This window comes from Aeromonas sp. FDAARGOS 1416 (assembly GCF_019048085.1).
Taxonomy (GTDB): domain Bacteria; phylum Pseudomonadota; class Gammaproteobacteria; order Enterobacterales; family Aeromonadaceae; genus Aeromonas; species Aeromonas veronii.
Map to the genome: position 1 here is coordinate 1,256,488 of NZ_CP077301.1, position 15,071 is coordinate 1,271,558.

Annotated in this window: 14 protein-coding genes; 6 read left to right on the forward strand and 8 right to left on the reverse strand. The window is 63.1% G+C overall.

From position 1 onward, the window contains the following. The first annotated feature begins 53 nt into the window (after positions 1-53). The 5 genes from I6L46_RS05590 to I6L46_RS05610 are packed head-to-tail and all read left to right on the forward strand — an operon-like array spanning position 54 to position 4,881. Positions 54-1,664, forward strand: a complete 1,611-nt coding sequence (locus I6L46_RS05590) for an ABC transporter substrate-binding protein (protein ID WP_216977590.1) — start codon at positions 54-56, stop codon at positions 1,662-1,664. Between the two features lie 11 nt (positions 1,665-1,675). After that, positions 1,676-2,653: an ABC transporter permease gene (locus I6L46_RS05595; protein ID WP_216977591.1), complete on the forward strand. Its 978-nt coding sequence runs from the start codon at positions 1,676-1,678 to the stop codon at positions 2,651-2,653. Next, positions 2,643-3,458 (forward strand): ABC transporter permease, encoded by an 816-nt coding sequence (locus I6L46_RS05600; protein WP_216977592.1) that lies wholly within the window; start codon positions 2,643-2,645, stop codon positions 3,456-3,458. The genes I6L46_RS05595 and I6L46_RS05600 overlap by 11 nt, the downstream gene beginning before the upstream one ends. Next, on the forward strand, positions 3,452-4,240 hold the full coding sequence (locus I6L46_RS05605; RefSeq protein WP_216977593.1) for an ATP-binding cassette domain-containing protein: 789 nt from the start codon (positions 3,452-3,454) through the stop codon (positions 4,238-4,240). The genes I6L46_RS05600 and I6L46_RS05605 overlap by 7 nt, the downstream gene beginning before the upstream one ends. Then, on the forward strand, positions 4,240-4,881 hold the full coding sequence (locus I6L46_RS05610; protein ID WP_216977594.1) for an ATP-binding cassette domain-containing protein: 642 nt from the start codon (positions 4,240-4,242) through the stop codon (positions 4,879-4,881). Before I6L46_RS05605 ends, I6L46_RS05610 begins: the two co-directional genes overlap by 1 nt. A 332-nt stretch (positions 4,882-5,213) precedes the next feature. On the opposite strand, the gene hypB is transcribed toward I6L46_RS05610, so the two are convergent. Beyond that, positions 5,214-6,092, reverse strand: coding sequence for a hydrogenase nickel incorporation protein HypB (hypB, locus tag I6L46_RS05615; protein ID WP_216978015.1), 879 nt, complete (start codon positions 6,090-6,092; stop codon positions 5,214-5,216). On the opposite strand from hypB, the gene I6L46_RS20705 reads away from it, so the two are divergent. Continuing rightward, positions 5,979-6,335, forward strand: coding sequence for a hypothetical protein (locus tag I6L46_RS20705; RefSeq protein WP_254203131.1), 357 nt, complete (start codon positions 5,979-5,981; stop codon positions 6,333-6,335). The genes hypB and I6L46_RS20705 overlap by 114 nt on opposite strands. Here the strand turns inward: I6L46_RS20705 and hypA are convergent. From hypA to selA, 7 genes are all read right to left on the reverse strand, one after another. Then, a complete protein-coding gene (gene hypA, locus I6L46_RS05620; protein WP_024944968.1) occupies positions 6,313-6,654 on the reverse strand; it encodes a hydrogenase maturation nickel metallochaperone HypA in 342 nt (113 codons plus the stop codon). The two genes, I6L46_RS20705 and hypA, sit on opposite strands and share 23 nt — an antisense overlap. A 69-nt stretch (positions 6,655-6,723) precedes the next feature. Next, positions 6,724-7,728, reverse strand: a complete 1,005-nt coding sequence (gene hypE, locus I6L46_RS05625) for a hydrogenase expression/formation protein HypE (protein ID WP_216977595.1) — start codon at positions 7,726-7,728, stop codon at positions 6,724-6,726. Further along, entirely contained in the window at positions 7,725-8,837 is a 1,113-nt protein-coding gene (gene hypD, locus I6L46_RS05630) for a hydrogenase formation protein HypD (RefSeq protein ID WP_216977596.1), read from the reverse strand. The genes hypE and hypD overlap by 4 nt, the downstream gene beginning before the upstream one ends. Next, positions 8,831-9,082, reverse strand: a complete 252-nt coding sequence (locus I6L46_RS05635) for a HypC/HybG/HupF family hydrogenase formation chaperone (RefSeq protein WP_019839252.1) — start codon at positions 9,080-9,082, stop codon at positions 8,831-8,833. The genes hypD and I6L46_RS05635 overlap by 7 nt, the downstream gene beginning before the upstream one ends. Before the next feature lie 5 nt (positions 9,083-9,087). Beyond that, positions 9,088-11,526, reverse strand: a complete 2,439-nt coding sequence (gene hypF / locus I6L46_RS05640) for a carbamoyltransferase HypF (RefSeq protein WP_216977597.1) — start codon at positions 11,524-11,526, stop codon at positions 9,088-9,090. Continuing rightward, the gene (selB, locus tag I6L46_RS05645) at positions 11,523-13,448 is read right to left on the reverse strand and encodes a selenocysteine-specific translation elongation factor (RefSeq protein WP_216977598.1); all 1,926 of its coding nucleotides are present in this window, start codon (positions 13,446-13,448) and stop codon (positions 11,523-11,525) included. Before selB ends, hypF begins: the two co-directional genes overlap by 4 nt. 4 nt (positions 13,449-13,452) lie before the next feature. Then, the gene (gene selA, locus I6L46_RS05650; protein ID WP_216977599.1) at positions 13,453-14,931 is read right to left on the reverse strand and encodes an L-seryl-tRNA(Sec) selenium transferase; all 1,479 of its coding nucleotides are present in this window, start codon (positions 14,929-14,931) and stop codon (positions 13,453-13,455) included. Positions 14,932-15,071: the final 140 nt, after the last annotated feature.

The window sequence follows — 15,071 nt, forward strand, 5'->3', positions numbered from 1 at the left end:
CACCTCTTTTTTGAGTGATGATCCGTGAGTGGTACAAAACAAGAAGGATCCCCATGACTGTTCCACGCAATTCCCTTCGCCATTACGCCAGATCCAGCGCTACCGCCCTGTTGGCCCTGCTGCTGGGCTCTGCCTCTCACGCGGCGCTGGCCGCTGCCCAACCTGTGCCTGCCGAGCTCAAGCTCGCCATCGGAGCTGAACCCACCGAAGGGTTTGACCCTCTGCTTGGCTGGAGCCACGGCAGCTACATGCTGCTGCACAGCCCGCTGCTCAAGCAGAACGCAGATCTCAGCTGGCAGAATGTGCTCACCCAAGCGGTGACCCCGAGCAAGGATGGCAAGGGGTGGATCATTACCCTCAAGCCTGACCTGAAATTCTCCAACGGCGCGCCGCTCACCGCTGAAGATGTGGCCTTTACCTACAACAGCGCGGCCAAGGGCGGCGGCAAGATCGACATGGGCAACTTTGTCTCGGCCAAGGTGCGCTCGCCCACCGAGGTTGCCATCACTCTTAGTGCCCCTCAGAGCACCTTCGTCAACGTGCTGGGATCCTTGGGGATAGTGTCGAAGAAGGATTACGACGCAAAAGCGTATGCCCAAAAGCCGGTCGGTGCCGGCCCTTACCGGCTGGTGAGCTTCCTGCCCGGTCAGCAACTGGTGGTGGAGGCGAACCCCTATTACGCCGGCGGCAACAATGACTTCAAACGGCTGGTGTTTGTCTTTATCGATGAAGAGAGCGCCTATGCTGCCGCCCAGAGTAGCCAGCTTGATGTGGTGCGCATCGCCCCGTCGCTTGCGCCAACCGTGCCTGCTTCCCTCAAGCTGTGGGTGCGGCCGAGCGTGGAGAACCGCGGCATCGTCTTCCCCATTCCGCCAGCGGGCGGCAAGGATGCCAAGGGTTATCCCATCGGCAACGACGTGACCTCGGATGTGGCGGTGCGCCGCGCCATCAACTACGCCATCGACCGCAAGCTGCTGGCCGATCAGTTGCTGGAAGGACATGCCATCCCCGCCTACAGCGCGGTGGAAGGCTTGCCCTGGCTAAACAAAGCCACTGCCTTCAAGGATGGGGATGCGGCTCACGCCAACGCCCTGCTCGATGAGGCGGGCTGGAAGATGGGCAGTGACGGCATTCGCCGCAAGAGCAACCTGCGCGCCGCCTTTACCCTCTGGTACACCAGCGGTGACAGCACCCGCCGGGATCTGGCGGAAGCGGTGCGGGCCATGCTCAAACCCATCGGTCTCGAGGTGAGCCTCAAGTCCGGCAGCTGGGAGCAGGTGGAGCGGGAGATGCACGCCAACCCGGTGCTGATGGGGTGGGGGAGTCTGGATCCCATGGAGCTCTATCACCACTACCAGAGCGGCTCCGGTGGCGTGGAGTTCTACAACCCGGGCTACTACAGCAACCCTGTGGTGGATGGCCACCTCAAGCAGGCGCTGGATGCCCCGAACTGGCAGGCGGCGGTGCCGTTCTGGCAACAGGTGGAGTGGGATGGCAAAACGGGCGCTGGAGTGCAGGGAGATGCCGCCTGGGCCTGGCTGCTCAATGTGCAGCATACCTATCTAGCCAACCACTGCATCGACCTTGGCAAGGGGGCGCCGGAAATCCACGGTAGCTGGTCTCTCCTCAACAACCTGCAGGATTGGCGGTGGACGTGCCGCTAAGTTCGTCCACCATGATGACTGCCACACTCAAAGCCCTGCTGCGTCTGGCAGGGCTGTTATGTCTGGTCTCGGTCGCCACCTTTGTGCTGCTGAGTTACTCCCCCATCGACCCCATCAAGGCTTATATCGGCAACGATCTGCTCCATGTGCCGCCGGAGCAGTACGCCCGCATCGCCGCCCGCTGGGGGCTGGATCAGCCGCTCTGGCTGCGCTACTGGCACTGGTTTAGTCAGGTGCTGCAAGGAGATCTTGGCTACTCCATGCTCTACAACGCGCCTGTAGGTGAGGTCATAGGCCAGCGCTTTGCTGCCTCCTTCCTGCTGCTGGCGGGTGCCTGGCTGCTCTCCGGCTTTTTCGGGATTTTGCTGGGCCTCTGCGCCGGTCGCTATCTCAACCGCTGGCCCGATCGCCTTATTTGCCGTTTTGCCTACCTGCTCGCCTCCTTGCCCACCTTCTGGGTCGGCCTCTTGCTGCTCGCCCTGTTTGCGGTGCACTGGCCGCTGTTGCCAGTCTGCTGCGCCTGGACGCCGGGGCTTGCGGCCGATGAGGCTGATTGGGCTATGCGAGCACGCCATCTGTTGCTGCCGGTGACCACGCTTGCCCTGCTCGGGGTGGGCAATATCGCCCTGCATACCCGGGGGCGGGTGGCCGAGGTGCTGGAGAGCGACTTTATCCGCTACGCCCGTGCTCAGGGGGATGGCGGCTGGCCCATGCTGCGTTTTCATGTGCTGCGCCATGCCCTGACCCCGGCGCTCTGCCTGCAGTTTGCTTCCCTTGGTGAACTGATTGGCGGATCGCTCTTGGCCGAGAAGGTCTTCTCTTACCCGGGGCTCGGCCAGGCCACCGTTGATGCGGGGCTCAGGGGGGATATTCCCCTGCTGATGGGAATCGTGCTCTTCTGCACCCTGCTGGTCTTTATTGGCAACACGGTGGCCAGTTTGCTGCTGGCCCGTATCAATCGGGGTTGGGAGGGCGAGCATGCTGTTTAATCCGCTTCCCTCCATACTGCGGCTGGTTTTTGCCCTGCTCGGATTGGCGCTGCTGGCCACTTACGGCTGGAGCCTCTCTCATCAGGATGTGCCGATGGATCTGCTGGCGCGCCAGCAGCCCCCCTCGCTGACCCACTGGTTCGGCACCGATCAGATGGGACGGGATCTCTGGTTGCGGGCCTTTCAGGGCACCTTCACCAGTCTGGAGCTGGGTATCAGCACGGCGCTCTGCAGTGGCCTGCTGGCCATGGTTGCGGCAAGCGTGTCGCTCATTCACCCCAGATGTGATGCGGCGGTGCGAATGGTGATCGACGCCATGCTGGCGTTGCCCCATATGCTGCTGCTGATCCTCATCTGCTTTACCGTGGGGGGGGGCATGCGCGGGGTGATCCTGGCGGTGGCGTTCACCCACTGGCCCAAGCTGGCGCTCATTCTCTGCGCCGAGGCGCGGCGGATCGCCTGCAGCGACTATGTGGTGCTGGCCCGCTGTCAGGGGATGGGGGCGCTGCGTCGCTGGCGTACCCACCTGCTGCCGGGGCTGTTGCCCCAGTGGTTTATCGGCACCCTGCTGATGTTTCCCCATGCGGTGCTGCACAGTGCGGCTTTGAGCTTTCTCGGCTTTGGCCTGGCGGCCCACGAGGCCTCGCTGGGTCTGCTGCTGGCCGATGCGCTGCGTTATCTGGCCGGTGGCGGCTGGTGGCTGGCCCTCTTCCCGGGGCTGGTGTTGCTGCTGCTGGTATTGCTGTTTGATCAGGCAACCCGCGCTCTGCAACAGCTGTTGTGGCACAGGAGTGAACCATGCTGAGTTTTGATCAGGTGACCATAGAGGCGGCCCACTACTCCTGGCTGGGGCGGCGCAGCTGGCAGCCTTTGCTGACCGATATCAGCCTGCAAGTGGCGCCGGGGGAGATAGTGGCGCTGGTGGGGGGGAGCGGCGAGGGCAAGAGCCTGCTGTTGCAAAGCGCTCTGACATTGCTGCCGGACAATCTGCGGATGCGCGGCAGCATCTCCCTCGATGGCGTGCCCCTGTGTGATGCCAGCCGGGCCCGTTTGCGCGGCCACACCCTCTGCTATGTGCCACAGGGGGTAAGCGCCCTCAATCCGTTGCTGACGGTGGAGCGTCAGCTGGGACGTGCGGCACGCCTCTGCGGCCAGAGCGGTTCTCGCGAGCGGCTCGGCGAGCAACTGTTGCGCTACCAGCTGCCCGCGACCACCTTGGACAGATTCCCGCGCCAGCTCTCCGGCGGCATGGCCAAGCGCATTCTGGCCTGCACCGCGGCACTCGGCGGCGCCCGCTACATTCTGGCGGACGAGATCACCGCCTGGCTCGACGAAGGGCTGGCCTGTCTGCTGCTCAGCCAATTGCGTGAATTGGCCAATCAGGGCAGCGGCATCCTCTGGGTAACCCACGATCTGGCGCTGGCGGCCCGGTTTGCCGATCGTATCGTGGCGCTCCATCAGGGCCAAGTGAGCGATACCTTGAGCAGCCACCATCTGCGCCAGGGGCAGGGGAGCGAGATGCTCCGCGCCCACTGGCAGGCGCTGCCAGAGTTCAACGCGCTCTTCTCTGTGCCGGAGGTCTCCTGATGTTGGAAGTACGAAATCTCACCATCGCCCAGGCGGAACGCCCCCTCTGGCTGGGATTGTCGCTGACGGTGAAAGCGGGAGAGCGGCTCGGTATCTCCGCCCCCAGCGGTTATGGCAAGACCACGTTGGGGCGGGTATTGGCGGGTTGGCAACCGGTTGGGGCCGGCGGGCAGCTCCTGCTGGATGGGCAGCCGGTGCCTGAACGGGTAAAAGGCTATAACCCCATCCAGCTGGTGCCCCAGTACCCGGAACTCACTTTCAATCCCTATCGCACCACCGGGCAGGCGCTCTGGGATGTATGGCGCCCCGATGAGGCCATGCTGGCCCGCTTTATGGTCAAGCCTGAATGGCTCGGTCGTAAACCCGGCCAGCTCTCCGGTGGCGAGTTGGCCCGCATTGCGCTGCTGCGCGCCCTCGATCCCCGCACTCGTCTGCTGATTGCCGACGAGGTTACCGCCCAGCTGGATCCGCAAATTCAGCGTCATCTTTGGCGGGAGCTGATGGTTGAGTGTGAGCAGCGCGGGCTTGGTATGGTGATATTCAGTCACCAGCAGGCATTATTGCGCCAGATCTGCCATCGGGTGCTGCGCTTTGGTGAGATGCAGCCCGTGACTGGTGTATTGGCTGAAAATGCGGCCTGAGGATTGGTTTCCCCTCATCCCCAACCCTTCTCCCGCAAGGGGAGAAGGGAGTTGAAGGTGCCATCTCACCACGCTCAGGGTTTAGGAAACAGGACGGGTTGTTATGCCCACAGACTTTCTGGGGGGCTGTGCGTACTTCGAGCATCTCGCGAGCATCCACAAACCGGTTCCCTCTCCCTGGGCAGAGGGCCAGGGTGAGGGGGCGCGAGTATGAAACGCTGGCCATTCTGTACAGAGAGAACCGTTGGCAAAGCGCGCAGATAAAGAGAGGGAGGCATCAGCCTCCCTCTCTTGCTATACGGCGTTGGTAACAGCATTTAACCGGTTCTGGTTCAGGCACTGGCCAGCCAGTTAAGCCAGGCATCCATCCCTTCACCCGTGGTGGCGCTGACCTGGATCACCTGAATATAGGGATTCACCCGTTTGGCGTTCTCGATGCAGCGGGCCACGTCAAAGCTGACGTAGGGCAGCAGATCGATCTTGTTGATCACCATTAGCTGGGCGGCGGCAAACATGTCCGGGTACTTGAGGGGCTTCTCTTCCCCCTCGGTGACGGAGAGGATCGCCACCTTGTACTTCTCGCCGAGATCGAAGCTGGCGGGGCAGACCAGATTGCCCACGTTCTCGATAAAGAGGATGCCCCCTTGATGGGCGGGCAGCTGGTGGCAGGCGTCGTGAACCATTTTGGCATCCAGATGGCAGCCCTTGCCGGTGTTGATCTGCACGGCAGGGACGCCAGTAGCACGGATGCGATCCGCATCGGCACTGGTCTGTTGATCCCCTTCGATCACGGCGCAGGGACGTTTGTCGGCCAGCAGGCGCAGGGTTTCGCACAGCAAGGTGGTTTTGCCTGAACCCGGGCTAGATACCAGATTGAGCACCAGCTGGTCTGCGGCAGTGAAGTGCTCGCGGTTGTGGGCCGCCAGCGCATTGTTCTTGGCCAGCACGTCCATCTCGATGGCGATCAGCTGACGCTGCCCCATGCCCGGAACCGACAATCCCGCTTCCCCTTTGCCGTAGTGCAGATCACCCTGCTGATGGTCATGGTCATGGTCATGGTCATGGTCATGGTCATGGTCATGGTCATGGCTGTGATCATGGGGATGCGCGTGGGAATGGCCGTGGTCATGAGAGTGGACATGATCATGATGATGGTCGTGGGGGTGATCATGGAGGTGCTCATGGGGGTGATCATGCCCCTCATAGCTTATGGGAGCCCGCACCCCGTGGTAGTGGTGATGGACATCCCCCTGATGGTGATAGTGGTGGTGAATGATCAGGGTGCGCGGCGCACCCTGCTCGTGGTCATGATGGTGATGGGCATCATGAGCATGATGATGGTCGTGCTCATGACCATGTTCATGGTGATGTTCATGATCGTGCTCATGGCCGGCGATCCGCGCCTGGCCGCATCCGCATACGCTACACATATCAACTTACCTCGATGTCGGTGATGCGCAGGCTATCACCCTGCGCGACTCGTAATTTGTATCCGCCACACTCGGGACAGGCCTGCCCGCGCTCGGTGAGGGTGACCGTCTGGTTGCAGTCGTAACACCAGGCCTCTGCCGCCTGGTGCTGAAAGTGAAGCTGGGCCCCTTCGACGGCAGTGCCCTTGGCGGCCGCCTCGAAACAGAAGGCAATCGTGTCCGGGTCGACGCAGGAGAAGCTGCCAACCTCGAGCCAGAGGGCGGTCACCTTGGTAAACCCCCGCTGGGTGGCCTGCTCGGCCGCCAGATCTATGGCAGCCATGGCCAGAGACATTTCGTGCATGGTGGCTCCTTAACCGATATGGGGAGGAGCAGTGACTCCTCCCTGTAATTGACGGAACGGCATGGCTGCTCAACAGATCCGCGGCAGCAGCTCCCCTTGCGGCAGCTCCAGATAGCGGCGGCTGCCCCAGGGGTTGTTGAGGATCACCTTGTGGCGATCGCTCGCCTGCACCACGCCGATCTGGCTTGCCGCGAGGTTGAATTGCCGCAAGATGCCCAGCGCGTCCTGCGCCTGTTCGGCAGGCAGGGCCAGCACCATGGTTCCCTCGTTGGCGAGATCATGGGGCTCGAAACCGTAGAGCTCGCACAGGCCGCGCACCGGATCGCACACCGGAATGGCGGACTCCTCCAGCTCGATGGCAACGCCGGAGGCGCTGCTCCACTCGTTGAGCACGGCGGCAAGGCCACCGCGGGTGGCATCGCGCAGGGCGTGAGGGGTAATCCCCGCTTTTAGCAGCGCTTCTACCTGCGGCCAGAGGGTGGTGCAGTCGCTCTTGAGATCGGAGCCCAGTTGCAGGGCGTCACGGGCCATCAGGATGCAGGCGCCGTGGCTGCCGATATCCCGCGACACAAGAATGGCGTCACCGGCTTTGAGGTTGCGTACCGAGATGCCCCGGCTCTGCTCAGGCCGCGGAAAGGTGCCGACCCCGCTGGTGTTGATAAAGATCTTGTCGGCCGCCCCCTTGGGCACCACCTTGGTGTCGCCGCAGACGATACGGGCGCCGCTCTTGGCAAGCTCCGCGGCCATCGACTTGACGATGCGGGCAAGATCGGCGTAGGGGAAGCCCTCCTCGATGATAAAGCTGCAGCTCAGATACTCGGGTTTGGCCCCCATCATGGCCAGATCGTTGACCGTACCGGCGATGGCCAGCTTGCCGATATCCCCCCCCTCGAAGAAGAGCGGCGAGACGGTAAAGCTGTCGGTGGTGAAGGCGACGGGGCCGTTTACCGGCAGCAGGGCGGCATCTTCACCGCGCAGCAGGATCTCGTTGTCAAAATGGCGAAAGAAGAGCTGATTGATCAGCTGGTTCATCTCCACGCCGCCGCCGCCGTGGCTTAACTGAATTTCTCTCATTGGATCCCCATATATCGGTAGTAGGCATTGCAGGCCCCTTCGGAGCTGACCATGCAGCTGCCCATGGGCTGGGTCGGGGTGCAGCCCCGGCCAAAGACTTTGCATTGGTTCGGCTTGGCCAGGCCGCGCAGGATATCGGCGCACTGGCACGCCTTGTGGTCATCGATGGGAGTCTGATTGAGCGCGAAGTGACGCTCTGCATCACGCTTGGCAAAGGCATCCCGCAGGCGCAGGGCGGAGGCGTTGATATCCCCCAGACCTCGCCAGCGAAAATGCTCGCGGGTCTCGAAAAAGCGCTCGACCAGCCGCTGGGCGGCTTTATTGCCGCTGGCAGTGACGGCGCGGCTGTACTGCACCTCCAGCGCGTAGCGACCCTCCACCTTCTGGCGCACCATCATCAAGAGCGCCTCCATCACATCTACCGGCTCGAAGCCGCTCACCACCACCGGCACCTGATAGCGATCGACGATGGGCAGGTAGATATCGGCGCCGGTGATGACGCTGACGTGGGAGGGGCCGATAAAGGCGTTCACCTTGGCAACGCCGTCGGCCATCACCGCATGAATGGCGGGGGGCACCAGCACATGGTTGATATGAAACAGCAGGTTCTCGACCCCTTGCTCTTCAGCGGCAGCCAGCAAGGCGGCGGTCATGGGGGTAGAGGTCTCGAAGCCGATGGCGAAGAAGACCACGGTTTTTTCCGGGTTTTCTTTGGCGATACGCAGGGCATCGAGGGGGTCATAGACCGGGCGGATATCGCTCCCCTTGGCGCGCTGCTGGGCCAGCGTGCCTTTGGAGCCCGGCACCCGGATCATGTCCCCCAGGGTGACCAGAATGACATTGGGCTGGCGGGCCAGCTCGATGGCCTGATCGATGCGCTCTTTTGGCATGATGCAGACCGGGCAGCCGGGGCCGTGGACAAACTCGATGCAGGCGGGCAGCAGCTGGTGCAGGCCGTACTTCATGATGGTGTGGGTATGGCCGCCACACACCTCCATCACCCGCAGCGGTTCGGGGAGTAATTTGGCCAGTTCTGTAATTTGGGCGGCGAGGGCACGGATCACCTCGGGCTGGCGAAAGCCCTGAAACAGGTCATTCAAGGTCAGCATGGCAAGATATCCTGTTTGGGCATCAGGGCCACCATCTGGCGGAAGCTCTCGAGGCTGGCCTGCGCCTCCGCTTCGTCAATCTTGCTCATCACAAAGCCGATGTGGAGCAGCACATAGTCGCCAATGTTGAGAGGCTCTTCGAGCAGCATGCAGCTGACGCGCCGCTGCACCCCCAAGGTATCGACGGTGACGCAGTTATCTTCGGGGTGCAGCTGCACCACCTGAGAGGGGATGGATAGACACATGGATTTCAGGACTCCGACAAGGTGGCACAGCCGGTGGTGACAGGCTGGTGCGTGGCAAGATGGTGGATGGCAAACCAGAGCTGACCGGCGGCGATGCCACCGTCATTGAGTGGCAGGGTTTCGCTGGTCAATACCTGCCGGCCAGCGGCTTCGAGAGCGGGAACAAGCTGGTCCATCAGCACCCGGTTTTGAAAGACGCCGCCCCCCAGCGCTACCGGATAGCCGGGGAAGCGTTCGGCCAGGGCGATGACCAGATTGCTGATGGCGCGGATAAAACCGGCGGCCAGGCTGGCGGTGGCGGTGTCTTTGCGCCGCTCGCTGACAAGGGTATTGATGAGCTCGGCCCACTCGATCTGCAGCGGCCCTTCCGCTGATTGGCTGAGATCAAAGGCGAGGGGGAAGGGCTGTTCATCGGGGGCTAGCCGCGAGGCAGCCGCCTCCAGCAATAGCCCCGCTTCGCCCTCGTAATCGGGGGTGTCGATCACTCCCAAGAGCGCCGCCACCGCATCGAACAGCCGACCGATGGAGCTGGTGTAAGGGGCGTTGCGGCCAAGGCGCCAGAGCTGGTGCAGGTTGCTGATCCGTTCAGCGGGCAGTTGCTTGATCAACGGAATATCGAGGGCGCTGATCTGCTCAGGGCTGTACGATTCAAACAGCAGCCCCAGCAGCTGGCGTACCGGCTCGCGGATGGCCGCTTCGCCGCCGATCAGCTTGAAGGGGGCAAGGTGGGCAACCCGCTCAAATCCCTGAACGTCTGCGATCAGCAGCTCGCCGCCCCAGAGGGTGCCGTCATCGCCAAGGCCGGTGCCATCGAAGGCAACACCCAGCTCCGGGCCTGTGATGTTGTGCTCGGCCATCACCCCCAGCAGGTGGGCGTGATGGTGCTGCACCTCGAGATGGGTTGCACCCTGATCCTGGCAATAGCGTTTGGCCCACTGGTGGCTGAGGTAGCCCGGGTGGCGATCCGAGACCAGCACTTCGGGTTTGAGATCGTAGAGATCGCGAAAGGTGGCCAGGGTCTGCTCGAAGTGCTCCTGCATCGGCAGGCTCTGCAGATCGCCGATATAGGGGCTGTAGATGCGCTGGCGGCCGAAGGCGAGCGCCAGCTGGTTCTTCTGCTGCGCCCCGACCGCCAGCAGCGGCGCCTTGACCGCCTCTTGCAAGCTGGGGGTGCAGGGGGCATAGCCCCGGGCCAGCCGCAACGTCTGGCGCCGCCCGCCTGCCCACTGCACCAGACTGTCGTCGCACGGGTGCAGGATGGGGCGGTTGTGATCCAGTATGCCGTCAATCTCGCTGCCGAGTTCCCTGACTACTGCCTCACAGTCGATCAGGATCGGGCTGCCGCGACCATTGGCGCTGGTGGCCACCAGCGGCATGGCGCAGGCATCCAGCAGCAGCTGATGGAGCGGGGTATAGGGGAGCATGATGCCAAGGTAGGGAATGCCGGGGGCGATCCCCTCGGCCAGTGGCGCGGTTGTCAGTAGGGATTCTGAGAACCGATCATCGTTTTTGCGCTTGCGCAGCAGAGTAATGGGTCTGGCCTGAGAGGCGAGCAGTTGCCACTCGTCTTCGCTGCCGGTGACATGCAATTTGGCCTCGGCAAGGGAGCCTAGCATCACCGCCAGCGGCTTGCGCGCGCGCCGCTTGAGCATTCGTAATCTGGCAACACTCTGTTCATTGCGGGCATCACACATCAGGTGATAACCCCCCATCCCCTTGACCGCAATCAGCGCCCCCGCCTGCAGGGCGCGGGCGGCGGCCTGCAGGGCATCCTCGCGCTCGGCCAGCGCATCGCCGTGGCCGCTGCGCCAGCTGAGATGGGGCCCGCACTCGGGGCAGCTCACCGGCTGGGCGTGGTAGCGTCTGTCCAGCGGGTTTTCATAGGCCGCCGCACAGCGCGGACACATGGCAAAGCCCGCCATGGCAGTGTGGGGTCTGTCGTAGGGGAGGCGGCGGATAATGGTGTAGCGCGGGCCGCAGTGGGTGCAGTTGGTAAAGGGGTAGCGATGGTGGCGATCGTTGGGGTTGGCCACGTCCGTGGCGCACGCCTCGCACATCCCCTGATCCGGCGAGATGGCGACCGTGGCCGCGCTCTGCTGCTGGCTCGCTTTAATTCGAAACTGGCCATGAAATTGGCCATCGAAGTCGGGATCATGAGCAAGGGGCAGTTCCCGCTCGCTGAAGTGATCGATACGGCTTAAGGGCGGTGCCAGTTCCCGCAGCTCGCGGGCAAAGGTGGTCAGCTGCTCAGGGGATCCTTCAGCGCCAATAGTGACGCCATTGGCATCGTTCAAGACATAACCGGCAAGGCCGTGGCGCAGCGCCAGCCCATAGACGAAGGGGCGAAAGCCGACCCCCTGTACGATACCGTCGATATGAAATTCGCGGCGCAGCCGGTTGGCCACAGGATTGGCAGAGCCAGAGGGGGCGATGGTGGCGCTCATGCCAGCTCCATCTCATCTTGAGTCTGCGGCAAGCGCAGGACCCGGCGCTCGTTCTCCTCGCGCCGTACCCAGCCATCCATCTCCATGCGCAGGCAGAACGGAATGGCGTATTTACGCGACAAGCCGGTGATCTCCTTGAGGGATGCCATGTCGATCAGATCTCCCACCTGCTGGCCCGCCAGCACGGCGGCGACCATCTGGTTGTAAAGCTCGGCGTCGTAGTAGATGGGGCCATCGAGCTGAACCAGATACTTGAGTCGCGCCAGATTGCGCAGCTGCTTTTGCAACGCGCCTTTTTGTAGCAAGCCCTGCTGCAGGGCGGCGGGCAGCTTGCGGGTGATAAAGGGATCCTGCTCCACGCCGCCGGGGCCCAGTTTACCGGGCTCGTAACCCTCCTTGCCTTGATCTCGCACCACCTTGAGTACCAGCTGCGCCTCTTCTCCCAGATCATCTTCCGACTCGCCGCTGCCCGGTTGCCACTTGTCATGGTGCAGGCGAACAAGCTGCTCGCTTTTGAGCTGCTGGAGCAGGGCCTGAGTGACCGGCAGGGCGATGCCAAAGCGGGTTGCCAGCTCGGCGGCGCTAAGCGGTTCGCTGGCCAGGGTGGCCAGCAGCTGGTCGCGGCTTTGGGCCAGCCAGCAGTTATCCAGCAGCCACTCACCGAGGGGGGTAACCTGCTCGGGCTGCTGGTCAAAGCGGCTGGCCAGCACATAGCCGTTGAGCCCCAGTTGCAGGGTGGCCGGGTTGTAGTGCTCGAGCTCATCTGGCAGCTCGCCCAGCAGGGCGTGCAGCGTCTTGCGTCTGGCGGGGTGGATGTCGCCGCACCAGACGATGCGGGCGCCGTGGAGCAGTTCGCTGCTGCCGTGGCGAATAATGGCGAGCGGCTGGCCAAAGAAGCAGGGGATGGGGCTGGCAAAGATCAGCCGCGCCAGCCGGGTATCCTTGATGGGCAGCTCTTTTATAGGTGCCTCTTTTATCGGCACACAACGGGCTCGGCCATGCCAGCTGCCGAGGGCGACTTCGACCTCCTTGTTGTGCAGAGAGGGGCGTAGCGCCTTGTCGCTCAGGCTCTCGGTGTTGAGCCGCACGATAAGGTGGGTGGCCGCCTCGCACTGGCCGGCAGTGCTGGTGAGGCAGTGGCCGCGGGCCACCTCCTTGTGGGGCACCTTTTTAAGGCCCACCGCCACCCGGCAGACGGCGCCGATCTCGTCGACGCTCTGGTGATAGGCCTGCAGGGAGCGGATTTGTACCTCCCGATCGGCGGGGTAGAGGCGCAGCTTGTCCCCCACCTTGAGGCGGCCCTGCTGCAGGGTGCCGGTGAGCACGGTACCGGTGCCGTTGGCGGTAAAGACACGATCAACATAGAGGCGCGGTGCGCCCTGTTCGCGGGGCGCTTGTGAGGCTGGCAGATCGGCCAGCTGGCGCACGATGGTGGTGTGCAGGGCGGCCATATTGGCGCCGGTTTTGGCGCTGACGCTGACGATATCGGGCACCATGCCGCTCTCGTCCATCACCCGCTCCAGCAGGCTCTCTTCCAACAGTAAAAGCTCGTCGGGGGAGACCAGATCGCACTTGTTGATGCAGACCAGCAGGCGCGGCACCCCCATCGCCTTGAGCAGGCGCAGGTGATCGCCGGTCATCGGCATCCACCCCTCGTCGGCGGCAATCACCAGCAGCACCAGATCCAGACTCCAGAGCCCCGCCACCATATTGCGGATATAGCGCTCGTGACCGGGCACGTCGATGACGCCTATGGTGTTGCCCTGACCGTCATCGAAGTGGGCAAAGCCGAGATCCTGAGTCATGCCGATGGCCTGCTCATGGGCGCGGGCGGTGGTGATGCCGGTGAGGGCCTTGATCAGCAGGGTCTTGCCGTGATCCACGTGGCCGGCAAGACCGATAACGGCGCGATAGGGGGTCATGGGATCAAGGCTCCTCGGTCGCATTTGTTGCATTGAACGGGGCGGGCAGCAGCAATTCCCTGAGTTGGGCGATCAGCAGTTCCATCTCGGTCGGCAGCAGGGTGGCCATATTGAGCAGCACCTTCTGCTGGCGCACGGTGGCGATGACCGGCACCGGCAGGTCGCGCAAATCATCGAGCAGCTGCTGGGCCGGACGCGGGTCGGTGCACTCCAGCGCAGGGGCCGGGTAGAACTCGTCCGGCAATGTACCGCCGCCCACCACCAACTGGGCGGGGACCGGCACAAAGCAGCCGGGCAGGGCGGCCATCAGCCGGGAGGCTCTCGCCTGCATGGCGGCCAGGTTGCTCAAGGTGCGTTGGGCAATGCCCTCGCCGACGGGAGATTTGTTGAGCTTGTGAATGAGCAGGCGTTCGAGCAGGGAGTAGACGATGCGGCTCGGGCGGAAGGTGCGCATCATGGGGTGTTTTTCCAGCCGCTTGATAAGGTCGCTGCGGCCGCTGATGATGCCCGATTGCGGGCCCCCCAAGAGCTTGTCACCGGAGTAGCAGACCAGATCCGTCCCCGCCTTGATGTACTGGCGCACTGAGGTTTCATCCGGTGCAAACTCTTCGGTGGTCAAGCCCGACCCCTGATCCACCGCCAGCACTACATGTTCGGGCAGGGCGCGGGCCACCTCGCCGATATCGGGGGATTCGGTAAAGCCGCGAATGGCGAAATTGGATCTGTGCACCATCAGTACCAGCGCGGTCTGATCGGTGATGGCATCGAGGTAATCTTTGGCGGTAGTGATATTGGTAGTGCCCACCTCCACCAGTTTGGCGCCGGAGAGCGCCAGAATATCGGGGATGCGAAAGCCGCCGCCAATCTGGATCTGCTCGCCGCGCGAGACGATCACCTCGCGCCCCTTGGCCACCTCCTGCAGCAGCAAAAAGAGCGAAGCGGCGTTGTTGTTGACCACCAGCGAATCCTCGGCCTGGGTGAGGCAACGGAGCAGGGGGGCGATCAGCCCCTTGCGCCCGCCGCGTTTGCCGGTGGCGAGATCCAGCTCCAGATTGTTGTAGCCGGTGTTGAGGTCGCGCACCTCGTCCCACAGATCGGCACTTAGCGGTGAGCGTCCCAGATTGGTGTGCACCAGGGTGCCGGTGGCGTTGATCACCCGGGTTTGACGCTGGCGCAACTGCTGTTGGCAGCGTTTGGCAATCAGCGCCTCGATCTGCTCGGGGGCGACGCCGTGCTGGCGAAAATCTTCGCTCTGGCGCAGCTCGCTCAGGGTGTCGCGCACCGCCTGAGTCACCAGCGGGCGGCTCAGCGCTTCGATAAACCCGGCGAGAAAGGGTTGCTGCAGCAGCTGTTCCACTTGTGGCAGACGGCGCGTTTGTTGCTGGCTGGGCTGTTGCGGTGAATCTGGCAGTGAATCGTCGGCAGCCTGACCTGATGCGGGCTGGCGGTGGGGGATGGCTGGCGCGTGAGACGAGTTCGGCATGGGATTACCAGTGCAGTGCGTGGGTTCGGGATGCGCACCGGTTTGCCGATAGAGGCCGAGCTGACGGGTTATGGCACTGCTGGCGATTTGCGGATGACTGCAAACTGGGTGCATCAATGAGCGGGTATAAATTAATGCTG

Excerpts from the sequence above, each read along its gene's own strand:
- selB (WP_216977598.1), bottom strand. The coding sequence starts at position 13,448 with ATGACCCCCTATCGCGCCGTTATCGGTCTTGCCGGCCACGTGGATCAC.
- I6L46_RS05600 (WP_216977592.1), top strand. The coding sequence starts at position 2,643 with ATGCTGTTTAATCCGCTTCCCTCCATACTGCGGCTGGTTTTTGCCCTG.
- I6L46_RS05590 (WP_216977590.1), top strand. The coding sequence starts at position 54 with ATGACTGTTCCACGCAATTCCCTTCGCCATTACGCCAGATCCAGCGCT.
- selA (WP_216977599.1), bottom strand. The coding sequence starts at position 14,931 with ATGCCGAACTCGTCTCACGCGCCAGCCATCCCCCACCGCCAGCCCGCA.
- hypE (WP_216977595.1), bottom strand. The coding sequence starts at position 7,728 with ATGAGAGAAATTCAGTTAAGCCACGGCGGCGGCGGCGTGGAGATGAAC.
- hypF (WP_216977597.1), bottom strand. The coding sequence starts at position 11,526 with ATGAGCGCCACCATCGCCCCCTCTGGCTCTGCCAATCCTGTGGCCAAC.
- I6L46_RS05605 (WP_216977593.1), top strand. The coding sequence starts at position 3,452 with ATGCTGAGTTTTGATCAGGTGACCATAGAGGCGGCCCACTACTCCTGG.
- hypA (WP_024944968.1), bottom strand. The coding sequence starts at position 6,654 with ATGCACGAAATGTCTCTGGCCATGGCTGCCATAGATCTGGCGGCCGAG.
- I6L46_RS05595 (WP_216977591.1), top strand. The coding sequence starts at position 1,676 with ATGATGACTGCCACACTCAAAGCCCTGCTGCGTCTGGCAGGGCTGTTA.
- I6L46_RS20705 (WP_254203131.1), top strand. The coding sequence starts at position 5,979 with ATGGGGATGCGCGTGGGAATGGCCGTGGTCATGAGAGTGGACATGATC.
- I6L46_RS05635 (WP_019839252.1), bottom strand. The coding sequence starts at position 9,082 with ATGTGTCTATCCATCCCCTCTCAGGTGGTGCAGCTGCACCCCGAAGAT.
- I6L46_RS05610 (WP_216977594.1), top strand. The coding sequence starts at position 4,240 with ATGTTGGAAGTACGAAATCTCACCATCGCCCAGGCGGAACGCCCCCTC.
- hypD (WP_216977596.1), bottom strand. The coding sequence starts at position 8,837 with ATGCTGACCTTGAATGACCTGTTTCAGGGCTTTCGCCAGCCCGAGGTG.